This is a genomic window from Kitasatospora sp. NPDC089913 (assembly GCF_044748625.1).
Classification (GTDB): domain Bacteria; phylum Actinomycetota; class Actinomycetes; order Streptomycetales; family Streptomycetaceae; genus Kitasatospora.
This window is the reverse complement of the sequence record NZ_JBIVGI010000005.1, coordinates 328526-349443: the sequence shown is the minus strand read 5'-3', so window position 1 is coordinate 349443 and position 20918 is coordinate 328526. Positions and strand designations below refer to the sequence as shown.

20 protein-coding genes are annotated in these 20918 nt (G+C 75.1%); 7 read left to right on the top strand and 13 right to left on the bottom strand.

From position 1 onward, the window contains the following. The first annotated feature begins 87 nt into the window (after positions 1 to 87). A complete protein-coding gene (locus tag ACIPYS_RS11300) occupies positions 88 to 531 on the top strand; it encodes a sec-independent translocase (protein ID WP_093860661.1) in 444 nt (147 codons plus the stop codon). Between the two features lie 234 nt (positions 532 to 765). Next, positions 766 to 1440, top strand: coding sequence for a hypothetical protein (locus ACIPYS_RS11295; protein ID WP_093860660.1), 675 nt, complete (start codon positions 766 to 768; stop codon positions 1438 to 1440). Positions 1441 to 1537: 97 nt separating this feature from the next. Here the strand turns inward: ACIPYS_RS11295 and ACIPYS_RS11290 are convergent, their stop codons facing one another. From ACIPYS_RS11290 to ACIPYS_RS11275, 4 genes are all read right to left on the bottom strand, one after another. After that, positions 1538 to 2698, bottom strand: a complete 1161-nt coding sequence (locus ACIPYS_RS11290; protein ID WP_093860659.1) for an Mrp/NBP35 family ATP-binding protein — start codon at positions 2696 to 2698, stop codon at positions 1538 to 1540. Positions 2699 to 2754: 56 nt separating this feature from the next. After that, positions 2755 to 3351 (bottom strand): DUF1003 domain-containing protein, encoded by a 597-nt coding sequence (locus ACIPYS_RS11285; protein ID WP_400745479.1) that lies wholly within the window; start codon positions 3349 to 3351, stop codon positions 2755 to 2757. 49 nt (positions 3352 to 3400) lie between these two features. Next, positions 3401 to 4708, bottom strand: a complete 1308-nt coding sequence (locus ACIPYS_RS11280) for a magnesium transporter MgtE N-terminal domain-containing protein (protein WP_093860657.1) — start codon at positions 4706 to 4708, stop codon at positions 3401 to 3403. 202 nt (positions 4709 to 4910) lie between these two features. Further along, positions 4911 to 5471: a hypothetical protein gene (locus ACIPYS_RS11275; protein WP_093860656.1), complete on the bottom strand. Its 561-nt coding sequence runs from the start codon at positions 5469 to 5471 to the stop codon at positions 4911 to 4913. Positions 5472 to 5596: 125 nt separating this feature from the next. On the opposite strand from ACIPYS_RS11275, the gene ACIPYS_RS11270 reads away from it, so the two are divergent. After that, positions 5597 to 6574 carry a DMT family transporter gene (locus tag ACIPYS_RS11270; protein WP_093860655.1) on the top strand — a complete coding sequence of 326 codons (978 nt, stop codon included), beginning with the start codon at positions 5597 to 5599 and terminating at the stop codon, positions 6572 to 6574. A 34-nt stretch (positions 6575 to 6608) separates the two neighbouring features. On the opposite strand, the gene corA is transcribed toward ACIPYS_RS11270, so the two are convergent. Continuing rightward, on the bottom strand, positions 6609 to 7733 hold the full coding sequence (gene corA / locus ACIPYS_RS11265) for a magnesium/cobalt transporter CorA (protein WP_093860654.1): 1125 nt from the start codon (positions 7731 to 7733) through the stop codon (positions 6609 to 6611). 499 nt (positions 7734 to 8232) lie between these two features. Here corA and ACIPYS_RS11260 point away from each other — a divergent pair, with 499 nt between their 5' ends. Continuing rightward, on the top strand, positions 8233 to 8874 hold the full coding sequence (locus tag ACIPYS_RS11260) for a suppressor of fused domain protein (RefSeq protein ID WP_400745416.1): 642 nt from the start codon (positions 8233 to 8235) through the stop codon (positions 8872 to 8874). An 83-nt stretch (positions 8875 to 8957) separates the two neighbouring features. On the opposite strand, the gene ACIPYS_RS11255 is transcribed toward ACIPYS_RS11260, so the two are convergent. The 5 genes from ACIPYS_RS11255 to ACIPYS_RS11235 all read right to left on the bottom strand — a co-directional run bounded on the left by ACIPYS_RS11255 (position 8958) and on the right by ACIPYS_RS11235 (position 14502). Next, on the bottom strand, positions 8958 to 9818 hold the full coding sequence (locus tag ACIPYS_RS11255; RefSeq protein ID WP_093860652.1) for a PHP domain-containing protein: 861 nt from the start codon (positions 9816 to 9818) through the stop codon (positions 8958 to 8960). A gap of 123 nt (positions 9819 to 9941) precedes the next feature. Further along, entirely contained in the window at positions 9942 to 10580 is a 639-nt protein-coding gene (locus ACIPYS_RS11250; protein ID WP_375921661.1) for a DUF6758 family protein, read from the bottom strand. A gap of 392 nt (positions 10581 to 10972) precedes the next feature. Further along, complete coding sequence (locus tag ACIPYS_RS11245; protein ID WP_093860651.1) at positions 10973 to 11119, bottom strand: hypothetical protein; 147 nt, start codon at positions 11117 to 11119, stop codon at positions 10973 to 10975. 441 nt (positions 11120 to 11560) lie between these two features. Continuing rightward, the gene (locus tag ACIPYS_RS11240; protein ID WP_093860650.1) at positions 11561 to 12469 is read right to left on the bottom strand and encodes an alpha/beta fold hydrolase; all 909 of its coding nucleotides are present in this window, start codon (positions 12467 to 12469) and stop codon (positions 11561 to 11563) included. Between the two features lie 179 nt (positions 12470 to 12648). Continuing rightward, positions 12649 to 14502 (bottom strand): DEAD/DEAH box helicase, encoded by a 1854-nt coding sequence (locus ACIPYS_RS11235; protein WP_093860649.1) that lies wholly within the window; start codon positions 14500 to 14502, stop codon positions 12649 to 12651. Between the two features lie 613 nt (positions 14503 to 15115). On the opposite strand from ACIPYS_RS11235, the gene ACIPYS_RS11230 reads away from it, so the two are divergent. Next, entirely contained in the window at positions 15116 to 15847 is a 732-nt protein-coding gene (locus tag ACIPYS_RS11230) for a ferritin-like fold-containing protein (RefSeq protein ID WP_093860648.1), read from the top strand. 45 nt (positions 15848 to 15892) lie between these two features. Here the strand turns inward: ACIPYS_RS11230 and ACIPYS_RS11225 are convergent, their stop codons facing one another. The 3 genes from ACIPYS_RS11225 to ACIPYS_RS11215 form a co-directional block, all read right to left on the bottom strand. Then, entirely contained in the window at positions 15893 to 16240 is a 348-nt protein-coding gene (locus ACIPYS_RS11225; RefSeq protein WP_093860647.1) for a hypothetical protein, read from the bottom strand. Between the two features lie 228 nt (positions 16241 to 16468). Beyond that, positions 16469 to 16696, bottom strand: coding sequence for a DUF3107 domain-containing protein (locus tag ACIPYS_RS11220; protein WP_030392940.1), 228 nt, complete (start codon positions 16694 to 16696; stop codon positions 16469 to 16471). 131 nt (positions 16697 to 16827) lie between these two features. Continuing rightward, the gene (locus ACIPYS_RS11215) at positions 16828 to 17487 is read right to left on the bottom strand and encodes a TetR/AcrR family transcriptional regulator (RefSeq protein ID WP_093860646.1); all 660 of its coding nucleotides are present in this window, start codon (positions 17485 to 17487) and stop codon (positions 16828 to 16830) included. Positions 17488 to 17720: 233 nt separating this feature from the next. Here ACIPYS_RS11215 and ACIPYS_RS11210 point away from each other — a divergent pair, with 233 nt between their 5' ends. Together ACIPYS_RS11210 and ACIPYS_RS11205 are read left to right on the top strand one after the other, a co-directional pair. Continuing rightward, positions 17721 to 18671 (top strand): alpha/beta fold hydrolase, encoded by a 951-nt coding sequence (locus ACIPYS_RS11210; protein ID WP_400745413.1) that lies wholly within the window; start codon positions 17721 to 17723, stop codon positions 18669 to 18671. A 422-nt stretch (positions 18672 to 19093) separates the two neighbouring features. Further along, positions 19094 to 20914 (top strand): DUF3492 domain-containing protein, encoded by a 1821-nt coding sequence (locus ACIPYS_RS11205; protein ID WP_400745412.1) that lies wholly within the window; start codon positions 19094 to 19096, stop codon positions 20912 to 20914. Positions 20915 to 20918 lie beyond the last annotated feature (4 nt).

Below are 20918 nucleotides of genomic sequence, written 5' to 3'. Positions count from 1 at the left end.
CATCACACCGGGGGTCATGGACCCGCCGATGGCCATTACGCTGTGGGGAGCGTTTGTCCGATCCGCCCGCGACCGTAGGGAGCTTTGGTGTTCAGTGACGTGGGCACACTGGAGGTCCTGACCCTGGCCATCATGGCCATCGTGATCTTCGGTCCGGACAAGCTGCCGAAGCTGATCCAGGACACCATGGGGTTCATCCGGAAGATCCGGTCCTTCGCGGACACCGCGAAGGAGGACATCCGCAGCGAGCTCGGTCCCGAGTTCAAGGACTTCGAGTTCGAGGACCTCAACCCGAAGACCTTCGTCCGCAAGCAGCTGATGGGCGGCGAGGAGGACCCGCTGGGCCTCAAGGACATGCGGGACTCCCTGGACATCCGCTCGGTGCTGGACGACAAGCCGGCCGCCCCGGTGAACGGGCACGGCCGCAGCGGCAGCGTCTCCTTCGACAAGTCCGCCGCCGCCCCGGCCGCCGCGGCGGCCGCCCCCCTCGCCCCGGGCGAGCGGCCCCCGTTCGACCCCGACGCGACCTGATCCGCCCGCCCGCTCTCCTGGTCCCCGGCCTCCGGCTCCCGGGTCCTTCGCGCCCCGCCGAACCGCACGGCTGAGCGGGCCCCGGCGCGTGCGCCGCTATTGTGCTGATTGTTCCCGCTGTGCCGTCCGTCACTTCCGGGCCCGTCCGGGCCCGAGTCGGCCGGCGGGGGCGCCGGGGTGCGCCACGATGGGAGCGCACCACGGCAGGCAAACGTCGTTGAGGAGGCCCCGGGGATGGACGCGACGAGTCAGGCGGTGGGAACGGCCACGGCCGGCGGACCCATGGTCGGCGGACAGGCCGGCCCGGCGGACCCGCTGGTGCCGTACCTTTCCGCGGACTTCCCCTGGTACGGACTGGACGACGGCTGGTCCGGCCGCCGCTTCCTGCTGCCGAGCGGCTTCGGCGGCCCGCGTTCCGGCGCGCACGGCACCGTCGACTACGGCAGCCTGGGCCACGGCGAGGAGCCGGCCCGTCAGTACGAGCCGCGCGACATGCGCAAGTTCGCGGTGGTCGTCACCGTCGCCCGCCGGGACAGCCGGCGCAGCGCCGACAACACCGGCACCCTGGAGGCCACCTCCGCCGCCTCCGCGGCCTGGCTGGCCGGCTCCGGCCTGCTGGCCGCGACCTGGCCGGGCCAGCTGGACCGCGCGCTGCGCCAGGACTGGCTGGACCAGCAGTCCGCGCTCGCCTGGGATCTCGCCGACGACCTGGACGGCCCCGGCTGGTCCACCCTGAGCCTCCCGGTGAACGGTCTGCCGCAGCCCTTCCGCTACCGCGAGTCCGAGTACGGCTGGGTCCTGGCCGGCGAGGCTCCCGGCGTCCTGCTGGGCGCCTACGGCCGCGGCGTCAGCGCCTACGGCGCCGGTTTCGCCACCGTCCCCGACCTCACGGCCTACACCCGCCCGTAGGGCCGGGACGCACGACAGGGGCCCGCCGGTCCGGACCGGCGGGCCCCTGTCGTGCTCGCGTGCTGCTGCCGCGTCAGTTGTCGCGTCAGTTGTCGCGTCAGAACTTGTTCTTCGGGGTGAGGCCCAGGGAGAGGCCGGAGAGGCCGCGCTGGCGGCCGCCGAGCTTGCCGGCGACGGCGCGCAGGGCGGTGCCGGCCGGGGAGTCGGGGGCGGCCAGGACGACCGGGCGGCCGTCGTCGCCGCCCTCGCGCAGGCGGACGTCGATCGGGATCGAGCCGAGCACGGGGACGGTGGCGCCGACGGTGCGGGTCAGCGCGTCGGCGACGGTCTGGCCGCCGCCGGTGCCGAAGACGTCGATCATCTCGTCGCAGTGCGGACAGGGCATGCCGGACATGTTCTCGATCACGCCGACGATCTTCTGGTGGGTCTGCACCGCGATGGTGCCGGCCCGCTCGGCGACCTCCGCCGCGGCCATCTGCGGGGTGGTGACGATCAGGATCTCCGCGTTGGGGACCAGCTGGGCGACCGAGATGGCGATGTCACCGGTGCCGGGCGGCAGGTCCAGCAGCAGGACGTCGAGGTCGCCCCAGTAGACGTCGGCCAGGAACTGCTGCAGCGCGCGGTGCAGCATCGGGCCGCGCCAGACCACCGGCGCGTTGCCCGGGGTGAACATGCCGATCGAGATGACCTTCACGCCGTTCGCCTGCGGCGGCATGATCATGTCCTGGACCTGGGTGGGCCGGCCCTCGACGCCCAGCATGCGGGGCACGCTGTGGCCGTAGATGTCGGCGTCCACGACGGCGACCTTCAGGCCGTCGGCGGCCATCGCGGCCGCGAGGTTGACGGTCACCGAGGACTTGCCGACGCCGCCCTTGCCGGAGGCGACGGCGTAGACACGGGTGAGGGTGCCGGGCTTGGCGAACGGGATCTCGCGCTCGGGGGCGCCGCCGCGCAGCAGCTGGGAGAGCTCCTTGCGCTGCTCGTCGCTCATCACGTCGAGCTCGACCTCGACCCCGGTCACGCCGGGGACGCGGCCGACGGCCTCGCGGACCCGGGCGGTGATGGTGTCGCGCATCGGACAGCCGGAGACGGTCAGGTAGACCGCGACCCGTACGGCGCCGTCCTCGCCGATCCCGACCGATTTCACCATGCCGATCTCGGTGATCGGGCGGTTGATCTCCGGGTCGTTGACGGTCGACAGCGCCTGGCGTACGGACTCTTCCGTGACGCCGGCCGCGACCTCTGTCTCGTTGGCCATGACTTGATGGTACGGCGCCGCGCGGGGGCCTCGTCCGGTCGGTGGCGTGCCGCCGGTCACAGCGTCCTGGGGGCCTCCTGCCGCTCGTCGATCTCCTTGAGCAGCGACTGGATCTCGGAGCGGACGCTGCCCAGCTCGGAGGCGATGAAGGCCCGGGTGGCGACCTCGCCGAGGCCCTGGCGCAGGGCGGCGACCTCGCGGGTGAGGTACTCGGTGTCGGCGATGTTGCGGTCGCTGCGGGCCCGGTCCTGCTCCATGTTGACGCGGTCCCGGTTGTCCTGGCGGTTCTGCGCGAGCAGGATCAGCGGCGCCGCGTAGGAGGCCTGGAGCGAGAGCATCAGGGTGAGGAAGATGAAGGGGTAGTCGTCGAACCGGACCACGTCGGGCAGCAGGGTGTTCCAGGCGACCCAGAGGATGATCACCACGGTCATCCAGACGATGAACCGTCCGGTGCCGAGGAAGCGGGCGATCCGTTCGGAGAGCTTGCCGAAGGCCTCCGGGTCGTAGGCCGGCAGGTTGATCAGACCGGTGCGGGCGGTGCGCGGCTGGTCCAGCCGGCTGCGGGCGGACGACCCCGAGGGGGCGGGCTCGGTCCGGCGGTCCCTGGCGCCCTCGCGGGCGCGCAGTTCGCGCAGCTGGCGCAGTTCCCGCAGCTCGCCCTGGAGCCGCTGGCGCGGGGTCTCCTCGCGCCGGCCCTTGCGGTCAGCGTCCACCGGTCACCTCCCTCTCGTCCCGTCCGTCGGCGCCGTCCTCGGCCGGACCGCCGTGCAGCGCGGCCTCCCGCCAGTCCTCCGGCAGCAGGTGGTCGAGCACGTCGTCCACGGTGACGGCGCCGACCAGGTGGTCCGCCTCGTCGACGACCGGCGCGGCGACCATGTTGTACGTGGCCAGGTAGCTGGTGATCAGCGACAGCGGGGTGTCCGGCGGCAGCGGGTCGAGGTCGTCGTCGACCAGCGAGCCGACCAGGGTGTACGGGGGCTCGCGCAGCAGCCGCTGGAAGTGCACGGTGCCCAGGTACTTGCCGGTCGGGGTCTCGTTCGGCGGGCGGCAGACGAAGACCTGCGCGGCCAGCGCCGGCTTGTGGTCGGAGACCCGGACCCGGGCCAGCGCCTCGGCCACGGTGGCGTCCGGCTCCAGCACGATCGGCTCGGTGGTCATCAGGCCGCCGGCGGTGTTCTCCTCGTAGCTCAGCAGACGGCGGACCGGCTCGGCCTCGTCCGGCTCCATCAGCTGGAGCAGCCGCTCGGCCTCGTCGCCGGGCAGTTCGGAGAGCAGGTCGGCGGCGTCGTCCGGGTCCATCGCCTCCAGGACGTCGGCGGCCCGTTCGTCCTTCAGCTTGCCGATGATCTCGACCTGGTCGTCCTCGGGCAGCTCCTCCAGGACGTCGGCGAGCCGTTCGTCGTCGAGCGCGGCGGCGACCTCGGCGCGGCGCTTGGCGGAGAGGTGGTGCATCACGCTGGCGAGGTCGGCGGCGCGCAGCTGGTCGAAGGTGGCGAGCAGGTTGGCGGCGCCCTGGTCCTCCTCGGGCAGGGTGAAGCCGGTGACGTCCTGCCAGTCCAGGGTGACGGTCTCGCCGCGGGCCTTGCGCAGCCGGCCGACCCGGCCGACCTGGACGAAGACCTTGCCGATCTCCCACTCGCGGAGCCGGGTCTGGGTCATCGCGACGTCCAGGACGGTGACCTCCTGGCCGGTCTTGGTCCAGGTGACGGTGCGGTCGAGCAGTTCGGCGAGCACGAGGGTCTCGGCGGGGCGCTGCTCGAAGCGGCGCATGTTGATCACGCCGGTGGTGATGACCTGGCCGGACTCCAGGCTGGTCACCCGGGTCATCGGGAGGAAGATCCGGCGCCGGGCGACCACCTCGACGAGCAGGCCGAGCACCCGGGGCTGGCGGCCGCCGGTCCGCAGGGCGACCACGACGTCCCGGACCCGGCCGACCTGGTCGCCGTTCGGGTCGAAGACGGCGATGCCGGACAGGTGCGAGATGAAGACGCGGCTGCCTGGTCCTGCCATGGACTCCGGTCTCCCTCGCCTCGCTCGACGCGCCTCGTTCGACGCCCGGCCGGGCGCGGCCACGCCCCGCGGCCAAGGCTACTCGGGCATCTCCGCCCGGGCTCGGTGAAAACGGGCGAACCGGGCGACCGGGGGAGGCGGTCCCGGGGCGGGCCGCGGTGAGGGCGGGCCGCGGTGCGGGCTGAGCCGCGGTGAGGGCGCGTCAGCCCCTGCGGCGCTTCAGCAGCAGCTTCGGGAGTCCGGCGGGGACGGGCCGGCGGGTGGTGGCCGGGGTGGGCATCGGCGCCGCCGCGTGCGGCTCCTCCGGCATCGCCCCGGGCCGTTCGGTGAGCTCGGCGCCCGCCGTCCCGGCCGGCTCCAGCCGCAGCACCCGGCACTCGCGGGCCCAGCGGTCGGTGATGGCGTCGGTGTCCGGCGCGTTCAGCCGCTTGCCCTTCAGCTCCTCGACGGCGCCCTGCCAGGCCTCGCTCCGCGGGGCCAGTTCGACCACCCGGGCCGGCCATCCGGTCAGCCGGCCGCCCTTGTCCTTGCTGCGGACGGTGACGGTCGCGCCCGCGCCACCGGTGAGCCCGTGCAGCGGCTGCTCGGCGCCGTCGCCGACCACCACCACGGCGCCGTCGTGCCAGGCGTGCCAGAGGGCCCGCCCGTGCTCCTGGCCGTCCGCCCGGACCCAGAGCAGGCCGGACTTCTTCGCCGCCTCCTCCAGCAGGGCCCGGTCGAGGAAGTCGTCGGCGGTCGCGGCTGCGGCAGGCGTACGGTCCATGGCGCACAGCGTACGGCCTGCGTCACAGGGGCGATGTCTCGCGGTTCGGGCGACAGTTCCATGAGTGCCGCACGGGCCTTACGGTAGGAGCCGCCCGTACCGCCGACCGGATCCAGAGGAGCGCCGTGCCCGCCGCCCGGCCCGAGAGCGACGCCGCCGCCGTCCCTGTCGCCACCGTCCCCGTCCCCGCTGCCGCTGCCGCCGGCGCTGCCGTCCCCGACACCGCCGCGACCGCGCGCCCGCTCCCCAGGACCGACCTGCTGCTGCTGGCCGTCTCGGTCGGCGCGATCTCGCTCTCCGCCCCGCTGATCAGTGCCACCGCCGCACCCGCCCTGGCCATCGCCTTCTGGCGCAACCTCATGTCGGTCGGCGTGCTCGGCCCCTACGCGCTGCTGCGCCACCGGGCCGAACTGCGTGCCGTCCCCAGGCGCGCGCTGCTGCTGGCCGCGGCGGCCGGGGTGCTGCTCGCCGTCCACTTCGCGCTGTGGATGCCCAGCCTTCGGATGACCTCGGTGGCCTCCGCGACCGCGCTGGTCACCACCACCCCGCTGTGGACGATCGTGCTGATGCGGCTGCTCGGGGTGCGGGCGCCCCGGATGGTGTGGCTCGGCACGGTGACCGCCTTCGCCGGTGTCCTGGTGCTCACCGGCGTGGACCTGTCGCTCTCGCCGCGGGCCCTGGCCGGTGACGCCCTGGCGCTCGGCGCGGGTCTCGCCGCGGCCGGCTACATGCTGCTCGGGGCCGAGGTCCGGCGGACCGTCAGCACCACCGCGTACACCCTGGTCTGCTACGCCACCACGGCGGCCGTACTGCTCGTGGTCTGCCTGGTCGCCGGGACGCCGCTGTCCGGCTGGTCCGCCGGCGCGTGGTGGCAGATCGTGCTGCTGATGGCCACCGCCCAGTTGCTCGGCCACTCGCTCAGCAACCGGGTGCTGCGCACCCTGGGCCCCTCGGTGACCTCCACCGCGATCCTGCTGGAGACCCCGGGGGCCGCGCTGATCGCCGCGTTCTGGCTGGGCCAGTGGCCGCCGGCCGCCGCCTACCCGGCGGTGGTGCTGATCCTGCTCGGTCTGGTCGTGGTCGCCCGGGCCGACCGGAAGTAGTCCGGGGCGGCCGGGCGGCCGGGGGCGCCCCCGGCTACAGCCAGCCGTTGCGGCGGAAGCCCCGGTACATGCCGATGCAGATCAGCACCACGCTGCCGAGCACCATCGGGTAGCCGTAGCGGTGGTGCAGCTCGGGCATGTAGTCGAAGTTCATCCCGTACACGCCGGTGATCATGGTGGGCACCGCGAAGATCGCCGCCCAGGCGGTGATCTTGCGCATGTCCTCGTTCTGCGCCACCGAGACCTGCGCCAGATTGGCCTGGAGCAGCGAGTTCAGCAGCTCGTCGAAGCCGTGCACCTGCTCGGTGACCCGGGCCAGGTGGTCCGCGACGTCCCGGAAGTACTTCTGGATCTCCGGGTCGACCAGTCGCTGCAGCGGCTCGGACAGCTGCTGCATCGGCCGCAGCAGCGGTGCCACCGCCCGCTTGAACTCCAGCACCTCGCGCTTGAGCTGGTAGACCCGCCCGACGTCCGCGCCCCGGCCGCCCCGGTTGGAGAACACCTCGAACTCGATCTCGTCCACGTCGGTCTGCAACTGGTCCGCGACCAGCATGTAGTTGTCCACCACGTGGTCGGCGATCGCGTGCAGCACCGCCGACGGGCCCTTGGCCAGCAGTCCGGTGCCGTCCGCGTCGGCCTCCAGCCGGTGCCGCAGCTCCTTGAGCGAGCTGTGCCCGCCGTGCCGCACGGTGATCACGAAGTCCCGCCCGGCGAACACCATCAGCTCACCGGTCTCGACCACCTCGCTGGTCGGGGTCAGCTGGTCGTGGTCGACGTACCGGATCGTCTTGAACACCGCGAACAGCACGTCGTCGTACCGCTCGACCTTCGGCCGCTGGTGCGCGTGCACCGCGTCCTCCACCGCCAGCGGGTGCAGCCCGAAGCGCTGGGCGATGCCCTCGAACTCCGCCTCGGTCGGCTCGTGCAGCCCGATCCAGCTGAACGAGCCCTCGCCCTCCGGCAGTTGCTTCGAGGCCTTGACCAGCCGGGCGGCATCGCGCGGGCTGCAGGTCTCGCCGTGCCGGCGGCCGTGCTGGTAGACCGCGCAGTCCACCACCGCCGACGGGGTCTCACCCGGGTGGATGGAGTCGAACAGGCCGGCCGCGGAGCGGCGGCGGTTGGTGCGGACGGCTGCGCGCAGGCTGTTGATCATCGACATGGCAGGCTCCCTGGGGCAGGAACCGCCGCACGACGGCGTGGTGACGAACGGCCGCGGTGCGACGGCGGAGGAACACCGATGGAATCCGGCGCCTGCGGTCGCTCCCGGGCCTTGCTGGGGCACACGGAACGGAGCGACCGGACGTCGGTGGGGTGCTCTCCCGGCCGGAGCGGAGGACCGCCGTGCCGTCCGCACGGGACGGACGGAACCAGGGTGCCGGTGGGGAGGCCGGTCGGCTGTCGCCGAGGCTCCCGGGGGTCCGCTGTTTCAGTCCGCGTGGCGAGGGGTACGGGGAAGGCGTCCGGGCCGGGTAGAGCTGCCGGTACTGCATGGTCGGCTGGTATCCACCGCAACCACCTCCTTCGCGCCGCTGCCCCGGAGGAGGGGAAACTCCCCGGTGGCCAGTCGCTCACACTAACATCCGATCGGCCTCCGTCGCGCCCGCGTTCACGTAAAGGCCGTGCCAACGGCCCGGGGAGCGCGGGTTACGCTCACCGGCATGGCCCACGACTTCCCGCTCTTCGGCGACCCTTCCGGCGGCAGCGCGCACGGCCCCTCCCGGACGGCGGTCCTGGCCGCCGTCGAGGCCCGGCTGCTCACCACCTTCGGCGAGCCGGGCGGCCGCGCCGCCGTGACCTTCCTCGGTGCCGACCGGATCGAGGTGCTGCGCTTCGGCCCCGACGCCGAGGGACTGGTCCGGTACGCCACGCTGGGCATGTCCGCCGCGCCGATGGCCGACCCGGGCGCCGCGGTCGCCGACCAGGTCCGCGGCCCGCGGGCGGAACTCGTGCTGACGATCCGGGGCGGGCGCGACGGCGTGCTCCGCCCGCTGGCCACCTTCGCGGCGACGCCGCAGGTGGAGGGCCTGGTGGTGGCCCCCGGTGGCTCGCTGGACCTCGGCGCTCCGCTGTGGGACGGCGCGCCCTTCACCTCCGTCCTGGCGGCCGAGCCCGGCGGGCTGGTGGAGGACCTGGAGCTGGACGAGCCGGCCGACCCGGTCCACTTCCTGCCGCTGCTGCCGATGACCCCCAACGAGGCGGGCTGGAAGCGGGTGCACGGGGCGGCGGCGCTCCAGGAGCGCTGGCTCCAGCACGGGACCGATCTGCGCGACCCGGAGCGGCGGGGCGTCGCCCTGGACTGACGCCCGGGCAGGGGTGGGCGGGCACGCGACGGGTGGACGGGGCCGCGAGGAACGGGACCGCCCGCCCGGGGTGCCCGCCGGGATCAGCCGCCGATCGGCTTGGCCCCGGTCGCCTGGTCCACGAGCGCCTCGTACACCTGGGGGTCGGTGGTGTGCTCGCCCAGCCGGACCGTCTTGCGGCCGCCGTGGTAGTCGCTGGACCCGGTGGTGAGCAGCCCCAACTCGGCGGCGAGGCCGCGCAGGTGGGCCCGGGTCGGCTCGTCGTGGTCGATGTGGTCGACCTCCAGCGCGGCCAGCCCGGCCGCCGCGAGGTCGGCGATCACCTGGTCGGAGACGGTCTGCCCGCGCTTCACCGCCCCCGGGTGGGCGAAGACCGGCACCCCGCCGGCCGCCCGGACCAGCCGGACCGCCGTGACCGGGTCGGTCTCGTGCTTGCGGACGTCCGCCCGCCCGCCGTTGGCCAGCCAGTCGGCGGTGAACGCGTCCGACACCGAGGCCACCACGCCCGCCTCGACCAGCGCGCTGGCGATGTGCGGACGGCCCACCGAACCTTCTCCTGCGATCCGCTCCACCTGCTCCCAGCTGATGTCCGCGCCCAGCTCGCGGCAGCGCTCGACGATCGCCCGGCCCCGGCGGAACCGGTCGGTGCGCACCAGCTCGCGCTCCGCCGCGAAGGCGGGCTCGGCCGGGTCGAAGAGGTAGGCCAGCAGGTGCATCGAGATGTCACCGGCCACGCAGGAGAGCTCCGCGCCCGGGACGAGCGTCAGCCGGGTGCCGGCGGGCAGGGCGTGCACCGCGTCCGCCGCCTCGGTGTGCCCGGCCACCGTGTCGTGGTCGGTCAGCGCCACCACGTCCAGCCCGGCCCCGACGGCCGCCGCGACCAGTTCGGCCGGGGTGTCCGTGCCGTCGGAGGCGTTGCTGTGGGCGTGGAGGTCGATGCGCACGGACGGTGCTCCTCGGAGTCGGCGCGGCGCGGGCCGGCGCTCGGGGCCGGCGCGGCGGGCCGGCGGGGTGCCGCCCAGGATAGTGCTGCCGCGGTGGTCGGCCCGCCCGGCGCGGACGGCGCGTCAGCCGAGCAGGTGCGGGGAGAGGGCGCCGCAGGGCAGCAGGTCCAGCTCCGCGCCGGCCTCCCGCAGGTCCGTCAGGACCAGTTCGTCGTACATCACCAGCGCGGACTGCTCGGGCCAGGCGACGGCCCAGAGCCAGAGTCCGCGGGCCTCGCCGACGAACACCGCGCGGTCCGCCGGGGCGTCCGGCACGTGGAACATCGGGGTCGGCCGGCCGGCCGCCATCAGCTTGGCGTCGGCGGGCTTGTAGAGGGCCACCGACTCGCCCGGGTCGGGGCCGGACAGCCCGGCGTACCGGGCACCCAGGCCGACGCCCAGTTCCTCGGCCACCAGCACGAGTTCGCCGAAGCCGCCCAGCGGCGCCGGTCCCGAACAGGCGACGGCGGTGGCCCGGGCGCCGGAGACGTCGTCGCCGACGTGCGCGATGCCGGTGTAGAGCCAGCCCACCGGGAGCGGCCAGGGCAGCCAGACGGGGACCTGGGAGCGGGCGACGGCGACGCCGAGTGCCTCGATGCTCGGGGGCAGTACCGGCTGCATCGGGTGCACGGCTCCGTGCCGGTCGCACTGCCAGGTGTCTGAGAACAGACCGGGAGCGCGGACCCGACCGGCGCACCTCGGGCAGCTTGGCTCGCCCCTCATAGCCGACAACGCTCCTCCCTCCGGGCCGCCGCGTCAAGGACGATCACCCGTACGGAGGGCGGCTCGGCGGCACCTGTCGGTGGCGGCTGCCCGTCCGGCGCGGGTGGGCGTGGTGCCGGCGGCTCCCGTTGGGAAATGTCCAGCGGGGGGCGGCGGCAAACGTCGGGGGTGTGCGCCGGGGTGCGCCCCGGCCGAGTTCGAGTCGTGTTCGATCCGCGGCCGCGTCGAGGGGCGGGAGCGGGAGCGGGGGTGGGGCCGAGGGGCCGGAACGCGCTGACGCCCCGTGCTCGCTGCGGCGATGACGGGGCGTCAGTCGGGTATCGGGACGTCCGGATCGGACGGGTCGGGCTCGGCGGCGGGGGAGTCCGGGGACTCCGCGGCGGCCGGCCCGGTCAGACGGCCGGGCACGGGCGGATGAGCAGGCGTTCGCCGGTGCGGGCGGCGGCCTGGACGAGCTCGCGGACGGTTTCGGCGTCGGCGATCAGGCGGTCGGTGGCGGTGCCGTGGGCGTCGTCCAGTCGGAGGATCTCGAAGCGCATGGGCGTCTCCTTTCCTGGCCCCGCGGTGCGGGGCGGTCGTGGCTGAGTGGGTATCAGCCCTTTCGGGGTCTGTCGGGTCGAGTCGTCGACCGGCTGCTGTCGCGGCAAAGAGGGCTCCCCCCTGATTGCCAAGGGCGCCGATGGCCCTCGTGAACCACACTGCGGTGGCGCTGCTACCGGGCCGTTGCCCGTCCGTAACGTCCTGGTTTCGGATGGATCGTGTCGACCGCGTGCCGACGTCGATGTCGACGATGTTTCCAGGACCGAATCAAATATTACCGCAACTAACGAATTTTGTCGCCCCCTTGTACCAGGGGGCCGCGGGAGCCGGTGGATCGGGGTCCCGCTCCGGGCCGGTCCGGGGTGCTGCCGGGCGGGCGGGAGCCGGGTGCCGGGCGGTACGGAGCGGTGGGGGAGGTGGCGGTGGCCGGGGCGGGCGTGTCAGCCCCAGTGCGCCAGCAGTGCCTCGGCGGTGGCGGCCGGCTGCTCGGCGTTGGGGGAGTGCCCGGCGTCCGCGACGACCACCCGGCGGGCCCCCAGCCGCTCGGCCATCGCGGTCTGCTCCGGGACGGGCCAGGCGTAGTCCTGGACGCCGGAGAGCACCAGGGAGGGCAGTCCGGCGGTGACCGCGGCGGCCAGCTCGGCCACCCGGTCCGGCGCGGCGACCAGGTGGCCGCCGGTGGTGATCAGCGCCTGCGGCACGTTCGCCAGCCAGCGGCGGTGCAGGAACGCGGCCACCTCGGGGGACGGCAGGCGGCGCGCCCGCGTCCCGTCGGCCTCCTCCATCTGCTGCATCACCTGCCAGATCTCCTCCAGGCCCATCGTGGGCAGGACCTCGACCAGCAGCCGGGTCCGCTCCGCCTCGGCCGGATCGATCGGGCCGGGGCCGGTGGACATCAGCGTCAGCGAGGCCCACGGCAGCGGAGCGCCGCCGGGGGCCGCCGCCCCGGTCGCCGCGGCCAGGACGGCCTCGCGCACCACCTGACCGCCGAAGGAGTGGCCCAGCAGGTGCAGCGGGCCGGTGCCGCCCTCGGCCGCCAGGGCCCCGGTCAGGGCCCGGACGTCCGCACCCAGGGCGGCCACCGTGTAGGCGGCCGGGTCGTCGTGCGGCCCGCCGGTCTCGTACTGGCCGCGCTGGTCGACCGCGGTCACCCGGTAGCCGGCCGCCGCGAGCGGCTCCAGCAGCGCGATGAAGTCCTCCTTGCTGCCGGTGAAGCCGGGCACCAGCAGGGCCGAGCCCCGCACCGCCCCGGCGGGCTCGGCCCGCAGCGCCGCGAACCGCCCGCGTGCCGTCGCCACCCGCAGGGCACGGGCCGAGGGCGGCAGGGTGAGGAACGGCGGCGTGCTCATGGACGGACCTCCGGCGACCGGTGCGAACTCGTGGGTGACCCGAGCATAGGGGCGTCCGGCCGGTCGTTCCGGGGCCCGGCGTGCCGGGACGTCGCGCGGCCGCCGGGCGTCCCCGGGGCGCGCGCGGGACGCCGAAGGGGCGGTCCGGAGGTCCGGACCGCCCCTTCGGGGAGCGCGGGTCAGCTCTCCGGGGTCGCCTCGGCGGCGGCCGGACGGCGGGCCCGGGTGCGGCGGCGCGGGGCCGGGGCCTCGACGTCGGCGGCACCTTCGGCCGGAGCCGGTGCGGTGCCCGCCTCGGCGGCGGCCTCGGCCGGAGCCGCGGCCTTGGCCCGCGAGCGGGTGCGGGTACGCTTCGGCTTCTCCTCGGCGGCCGGGGCCTCGGCGACGGCCGGAGCGGCGGTGGCCGGCTCGACCGCGGCGGCCTCGGCGACGACGGCGGCGGCCTCGGTGGCCGTGCCCTCGCCGGACGCCGGACCGCGCGAGCGGCGGCGACGGCGGCGCGGGGCGGCGCCGTCCTCGGTGCCCTCGACGGCCGGGGCCTGCGGTGCCGCGGGCGCCGCGGTGGCGTCCGCGGCCTCGTCGACGAGGCCGCCCTCGACCGAGCTGCCCCGGCGGGTCCGCCGACGCTCACGGGTCTTGCGGGAGGCCTTCTCCTCGGCCGCGGCCGGCTCGGCGGCCTCGGGCCGGGCGGAGCCGCCCCGCCCGGCGGGGCGGGCGCCCCGTCCGCCGGAACGCGAACCGCGCCCGCCGGTCTCGCCGAGGTCCTCGACCTCCTCCGCGCCGAGCCCGGCCCGGGTCCGCTCCGAGCGGGGCAGGATGCCCTTGGTGCCCGGCGCGATCTTCAGCAGCTCGTAGAGGTGCGGCGAGGTGGAGTAGGTCTCCTCCGGCTCGTTGAAGGACAGCTCCAGCGCCTTGTTGATCAGCTGCCAGCGCGGGATGTCGTCCCAGTCGACCAGGGTGACCGCGGTGCCCGAGGCGCCGGCCCGGCCGGTGCGGCCGATCCGGTGCAGGTAGGTCTTCTCGTCCTCGGGGCACTGGTAGTTGATCACGTGCGTGACGCCCTCGACGTCGATGCCGCGGGCGGCGACGTCGGTGCAGACCAGCACGTCGACCTTGCCGTTGCGGAACGCCCGCAGCGCCTGCTCGCGGGCGCCCTGCCCGAGGTCGCCGTGCACCGCGCCGGCCGCGAAGCCGCGCTGGGTGAGCTGGTCGGCGACATCGGCGGCGGTCCGCTTGGTCCGGCAGAAGATCATCGCCAGCCCGCGGCCGTCGGCCTGCAGGATGCGCGCGACCATCTCCACCTTGTCCAGCGAGTGCGCACGGAAGATGTGCTGCTCGGTGTTGGCGACGGTGGTGCCGGTGTCGTCCGGCGCGGCGGCCCGGATGTGGGTCGGCTGGCTCATGTAGCGGCGGGCGAGGCTGATGACCTGGCCCGGCATGGTCGCCGAGAACAGCAGGGTCTGCCGCTTCGCCGGCAGCATGGTGATGATCTTCTCGACGTCCGGCAGGAAGCCGAGGTCGAGCATCTCGTCGGCCTCGTCCAGCACCAGCGAGCGGACCTTGGAGAGGTCCAGCTTCTTCTGGCCGGCCAGGTCGAGCAGACGGCCCGGGGTGCCGACGACGATGTCGACGCCCTTGCGCAGCGCCTCGACCTGCGGCTCGTAGGCACGGCCGCCGTAGACGGCCAGGACGCGGACGTCACGGACCTTGCCGGCGGTCTGCAGGTCGTTGGTGACCTGGGTGCACAGCTCGCGGGTCGGGACCACGATGAGCGCCTGCGGCGACTCGGTGAGCTGCTCCTCGGTGGCGCGGCCGGCGTCGACGTCGGCGCGCACGACGACCCGCTCGATCAGCGGCAGGCCGAAGCCGAGCGTCTTGCCGGTGCCGGTCTTGGCCTGGCCGATGACGTCGTGGCCGGTCAGCGCGACCGGGAGGGTCATCTCCTGGATGGGGAAGGGGTGGACGATGCCGACGGACTCGAGGGCCTCGGCGGTCTCCGGGAGGATCCCCAGGTCCCGGAACGTCGTCTTCATGGGTTCAGCGGTGGTGGACAGGGTGCTGCCTCTTCCGTGTGGAGGGGCCGAGAGCGAGCGACGGGCGGGCAGTCCGCGCGACTGTGTACGGGCCTGGACGGCCTCGAATACAGCTGCGCGGACGCACAACCGCGCCGGTCCCTGCGGCCGGCCGGTGCGCGCGGCCCGGTGAAGGGGCGCGTCGCCGGCGGCGTCGGGGAGGATTCCCGTGAGGGACCTGCGCGGGACCTGCGCCGACCGGCGCGGTCTCGGCGGCCCTCGCTCGGCCACTGATGCGGTGCCAAGGCTTGAAGTCCAAGCCCTGGTCGGAGCCGATCGGCTCTCCGACCGGGCATCCGCGTACGTTGAGGTCCCGGCTTCCGTACGACGCGTCCGGAGGGACGGCGGCGTTCCGGAGCGGGCTCGCCCGGCACACCGAGACGGCGGTGACACCGTGCGAGCACGACGGGCCTCCGTACCACCATACAGTCACCCGACGACTCGAACACGTGACGCGGGCGACATCGCAGGTCGGAGAGGTGGGTGAGGTGCCCGGGGACGGACCGGGAGCGGGAGCCGCCCCCGGTGCGGTCGCCTGGCCCCACCGTGGAGACAGCGCCTAAGGTGGCGGGTCATGGAGAACCGTGGTGAGACGCAGGACGACGTGGCGGCCGGCTCGATCGGCGACTGGGCGACCTGCTCGGCCGAACCCGGCTACCGGGCCGCCGTACTGGACCTGCTCGGTGCCCTCGCGTACGGCGAGCTGAGCGCCTTCGAGCGGCTGGCCGAGGACGCCAAGCTCGCGCCCGGCCTCGCGGACAAGGCGGAGCTGGCCCGGATGGCCTCCGCCGAGTTCCAGCACTACCAGCGGCTGCACGACCGGCTCGCCGAGATCGGGGCCGAGCCGGAGGAGGCGATGCGACCGTTCGTCGAGCCGCTGGAGCTGTTCCACCGGATGACCGCGCCCTCGGACTGGCTGGAGGGCCTGGTCAAGGCCTACGTCGGCGATGCGATCGCGACCGACTTCTACCGCGAGGTGGCCGTCCGGCTGGACGACGACACCCGTGAGCTCGTCCTCGGCGTGATGTCCGACACCGGCCACGCCCAGTTCGCGGTCGACAAGGTCCGGCAGGCCATCGAGGCCGATCCGCGCTCCGGCGGCCGGCTCGCCCTGTGGGGCCGGCGGCTGATGGGCGAGGCGCTCAGCCAGGCCCAGCGGGTGGTCGCCGAGCGGGACGCGCTGTCCAACCTGCTGGTCGGCGGCGTCCAGGTGCAGGGCTTCGACCTGGTCGAGGTGGGCAAGATGTTCAACCGGATCACCGAGGCGCACACCCGGCGGATGGCCGCCCTGGGCCTGGCCTCCTGATCCGCCGACCGCACCGGGGCGGCCCGTCCGCCCGGGCCGGGACGCTCAGGCGGGCCGGTGGCGCCGGTGCGCACCCGTGCGGTGCCCGCCGGCCCGGTGCCCGCCCGTCCGGTGCTGGCGGTGCCGGTGCGCCGGTGCCCGCCCGGCCGCGAGGTCGGGCCGGGCCAGTACCGAGGTGAGCAGGGCCGAGGCCACCGCCGAGACCGCGATGCTCGCCGCCGGGTACCGGCCGTCCATGGTGAAGTGCGCGATCACGCCGGTCAGCAGCGCCGACCCGAGGGCGGTGCCCAGGGTCAGTGCCCGGGGGGCCGGGAAGTACGCGGGCAGCGACAGCAGGGCGGCGGCGCCGACGATCAGGCCGACGAGGGCGAAGGCGACGGTCTCGACCAGCAAGGATGCCTCCCCGGGGTACCGGTGCGCGGCCTGCGGTCGGCCGCACTGTCGCCGTACCCCGGGTGTCCCGCCGCTACACCCCGTGCGCACCGCCCGCCCCGGGAACGCGCTCCGGGAACGCGCTCCGGGTACGCGCTCCAGGTACGGGCCCCGGGAACGGGCCCCGGGAACGACGGTGCCCCGCCCCCTCGACCGAGGGGACGGGGCACCGGGCGAGGCCCGTCGGGCTCAGAGCGTGCCGAAGCCGACCTTGCGCACGGCCGGCTCGCCGATCTCCACGTACGCCAGGCGGTCCGCCGGGACGATGACGCGACGCCCGTGCTCGTCGGCCAGGGTGAAGAGCTTCTCGGTGCCCTCCAGCGCCTTGGCGATCGCGTTCTGGATCTCCTCGGCAGTCTGCGAGCTCTCGATCACGATCTCGCGCGGCGCGTTCTGCACGCCGATCTTGACCTCCACGGCTTCCGTCCCTCCGGGGTTGCAGCCATCCACGCGCGGCACCGGACCGCCTGGGACAAGCGTTCACGTCTACCGCGCCGTACGGCTTCACCATAGAGCACCGGATCGGTGCCCAGACGAAGGTCAGTGGATCACCGGTCGGAGGACCCGTCCGCGGACTCCGCGTGGGGGTGCATCGGGAAGCCCTTGAGTCCGCGCCAGGCCAGGCTGGCGACCAGCCGGACCGCCTCGTCGCGCGGGATCTCCAGACCCTGCGACAGCCAGTACCGGGCGGTGATCTGGGCCAGGCCGCAGACACCTGCGGCGAGCAGCTTGGACTCCGCCTCCGGGAGGTCGGTGTCCTCCTGGATCACCGTGCTGACCAGCGTCGCACTGGCCTCGGCGGCCCGCTCGACGCGCTCGCGCACGGCCGGTTCGTTGGTCAGGTCCGACTCGAAGACCAGCCGGAACGCACCGGACTCGCTGGAGACGTAGTTGAAGTACGCCTCCATCGTCGCCGCCACCCGGAGCTTGTTGTCGGTGGTGGTCTCCAGCGCCTCGCGGGTCGAGTCGACCAGCGCGTCGCAGTGCTTGTCCAGCAGCGCCAGGTAGAGCTCCAGCTTCCCGGGGAAGTGCTGGTAGAGGACCGGCTTGCTCACCCCGGCACGATCGGCGATGTCGTCCATGGCGGCCGCGTGGTAACCCTGCGCGACGAACACCTCCTGGGCGGCACCGAGCAGTTGTTCACGGCGGGCGCTTCGCGGCAGGCGGGCACCGCGCGGGCGCTCCTGCGCCTCCTGGATGGCCGTCACGGCGCTCCTCACTTCACGGGTCGTACGGGGTCGGCGGGATGGCCGATTCTACTTTCGGGTAACCGCGTCCGCGCTTGCCAGGCGCGAGAAAAGCGGCCGTCCCCCTTGTCAGGAGCCCACAATACGGCGCGCACCACGGCCGTCGGCAGTGCTGCGGACCGCTGAATGGGACACCTTCCGGCCCCGGGCGGTCGAGGGGCCGCGACCGCACCGGCTCACTACCATCGTCCACCATGAGCGGTGCTGAGCAGCAGATACTTCCGGAACCGGTCTCCCCGGCGCCCTTCCGGGCCGTCGAAGTGCCCGGAGCGGTCCTGGCCGTGCACCGGCCCGCGACCGGCTCCGGCGCCGTTCCGGCCGCTCCCGCCCCGGCCGGCGGACGGGCTCCGGCCCTGTTCGTGCACGGGCTCGGGGGCTCCGCCGCGAACTGGAACGCGCTGATGGCCCGGCTCGGCGGGGAGCTCGACGGCGAGGCCGTGGACCTCCCCGGCTTCGGCGAATCCGCCCCGCCCGCCGACGGCGACCTCGGCCTCTCCGGCCACGTCCGGGCCGTCACCGGCTACCTGGAGGCCGCCGGCCGGGGGCCCGTCCACCTCTTCGGCAACTCGCTCGGCGGAGCGGTCTCCGTCCGGCTCGCGGCGCTCCGCCCGGACCTGGTCCGCAGCCTGACCCTGGTCTCGCCGGCCCTGCCCGAACTGCCCCCGCAGCGCTCCGCCTGGCCGACCGCGCTGCTCGCCGTCCCCGGCGTCCCCGGGCTGCTGCGCCGGCTGCCGAGCGGTGCGCGCGAGCCCGAGCGGGCCGCCGACAGGCTGCTCCGGCTCGTCTACGGGGACCCGGACAGCCTGGGCCCGGCCGCCCGGGCCGAGGCGGTGGCCCAGTACCGCCGGCGGACCGAGCTGCCCTGGGCGGCGGGGGCCCTGGTGGGCTCGGCGCGCGGGATCGTCTCCGCGTACACCGAGCGCGGCGAGCAGGCGCTGTGGCGGCAGGCGGCCCGGGTGACCGCGCCCGTCCTGCTGGTGTACGGGCTGCGGGACAAACTCGTCTCCTACCGCTCCGCCCGCCGGGCCTGCGCGGCCTTCGTGGACTCCCGGCTGCTGGTGCTGCCGGACTCGGGGCACGTCGCGATGATGGAGCACCCCGACGCCGTCGCCAGGGCGGTCAAGGAGCTGCTGGGCCGGGCCTGACGCCCGCCCCCGTCATGGTGGGGCGGGGGTTACCCCGTGCGGGGCCGCCGTTAACGCCATGATCGGGAAGAGGTCACTCCGGTTCACTCGTTCAGGTGGCAACCAGGCATGTGACCGATGGATTGCCCCGGGCCGGTCCTACCTTTCTGCTGTCGGACCGAACAGGTGTGGGGGAGCCGCGGCCGCCGGAGAACCCGGAGGGCGGCCGCGCGAGGGACGCCGACGGCCGGTGGCGGCCGACGGCGGCCACCGGTCCGGGCCGCCGTGTCTGCGGCGGAACGCCTCCTCCGCCCCGGGCCGCCCCCACGTCGCACGCGCCGCACGCGTCGCCGTGGGGCGGCCGGGCGCCGACCGGCCCGCTCGGCCGGCACCGCCCGCTCGGCCCGGCCATCCGTCGATCCGTTCTGTCCTGGAGGTCTCCCGTGCGCGTAGCACTGCTCACCGAGGGTGTGCGCCCGCGCTCCCCGCGTGGCGCCGGCGGCTGGTGCGACCGGTTGGTGGACGGCCTGCGCGAGCACGACTTCGCGTGGTACGTCCTCGCCGGGACGGCGGGGTCCGCGGGGCCCGCGCGGCCGACGGGGCCCGGCGGATCGTCCCGGCCGGCCGGGGGAGCGGGCGCGGCCGACGCGGAGGGCACGGCCGGGCCCGCGATCCACGAGCTCGCCCTCTGGGGACGCCGCCCGGCCGGCCGCGCGCCCGGTGCCCTGCGCGGCCGGCAGTACGCCGCCGCCTACGACCGGCTGGTCCGGTCCCTGCTGCGCCCCGGCGAGCGGTCCGGCTTCGGCCCCGGCCTCTACCGGCTCGCCGAACTCGCCCGGGCCGACGGCGCGCTGCCCGCCTTCCTGGTCTCCGACCGGGCCCGGCGGGTGCTGGAGCGGGTCTGGCGCTCGCCCGGCGCCGACACCTCCGCCGGCCAGCCGCTGGTCTGCGACGTCCTGGTCGCCGCCGACCTGCTCGAACAGTGCCTGCGGCCGCTCTCCGCCCCCTGGTACGGCACCGCGCCCGGCGGCCTCGGCGCCGCCGACCTCTGCCACGTCGTGGGCGGCGGCCCGGCCGCGCTGCCCGCGCTGGTCGCCAAACAGCTGCACGGTGTGCCGTTCGTGGTCACCGAGCACGGACTGCACCTGCGCGAGCAGTACCTCGGCTACCGCGAGGCCCCCTACCGCTGGCCGGTCCGGGCCCTGCTGCTCGCCTTCTTCCGGGCGCTCACCGAGGAGACCTACCGGCAGGCCGCGATACTCACCCCGGGCAGCGCCCACGACCAGCAGTGGCAGCGCCGCTGCGGGGCCGACCCGGCGCGGACCCGGGTCGTGTACGAGGGCACCCCGGCCGTGGAGCGGCCCGCGGCCGGCCCCGAACCGGCGGCCCCCACCCTGGTCTGGGCCGGCGCGCTGGAGCCGGGCCGCGACCCCGAACTCGCGCTGCACGCCTTCGCCCGGGTCCGCGCCGAACTGCCCGCCGCGCGCCTCGTCCTGCACGGGGAGGAGGCCGTCCCCGGCTACCGCGCGCACTGCGCGGCCGTCGCCGAACGGCTCGGGGTGGCGGACGCGGTCGAGTTCGCCGGGCGGCCCCGCTCGGCCGCCGACGCCTGGGCGGACGGCACCGTCGTGGTCTTCTCCGCCCTCTCCCAGCGCCGCCCCCGCCTGCTGGCCGACGCGATGCTGAGCGGCCGGGCGGTGGTCAGCACCGATGTCGGGGTGGCCCGCGAGGTGGTCGGCCCGACCGGGCTGCTGGTGCCGCCGCGGGACCCGCAGGCCCTGGCCGGCGCCTGTCTCGCCCTGCTGCGCGACGGCGAGCGCCGGGCCCGGCTCGGGCTGGCCGGCCGCCTGCGGGCGCAGGAACGCTTCGCCGTCGAGCCGGTGACCGGTGCCTTCCGGGAGATCTACCTGGAGCTGGTCTCCCAGTGGCCGGCCTTCCCGGCCGCCGCGCCCGACGCCGGTGCCGGCCCGCGGCCCCGCCCGTTCGCCCGGCCCGCCGAGTACTGGATCACCGACCGCCGTCGCACCGGGCCGGAGGAGTCCGCCGCGGAGTCCGCCGCCCCGGGGACGGCGGACCGGGCGACGGCGGAGCCGGCGGCGGCCGAGGGCGAGGACACCGGCGGCACCGACGCCGACGGCACCGGGACCGCCGGCAGCGCGGACCCGGGTGACGGGGCCGGCGCCGTGCTGGCGCTGGCGCGGGGGCGGCTGCCGGTGACGGGCGAGGCGCCGGACCGGGCCGGGTCGTTCGCGGAGGCGGTCTGATGGC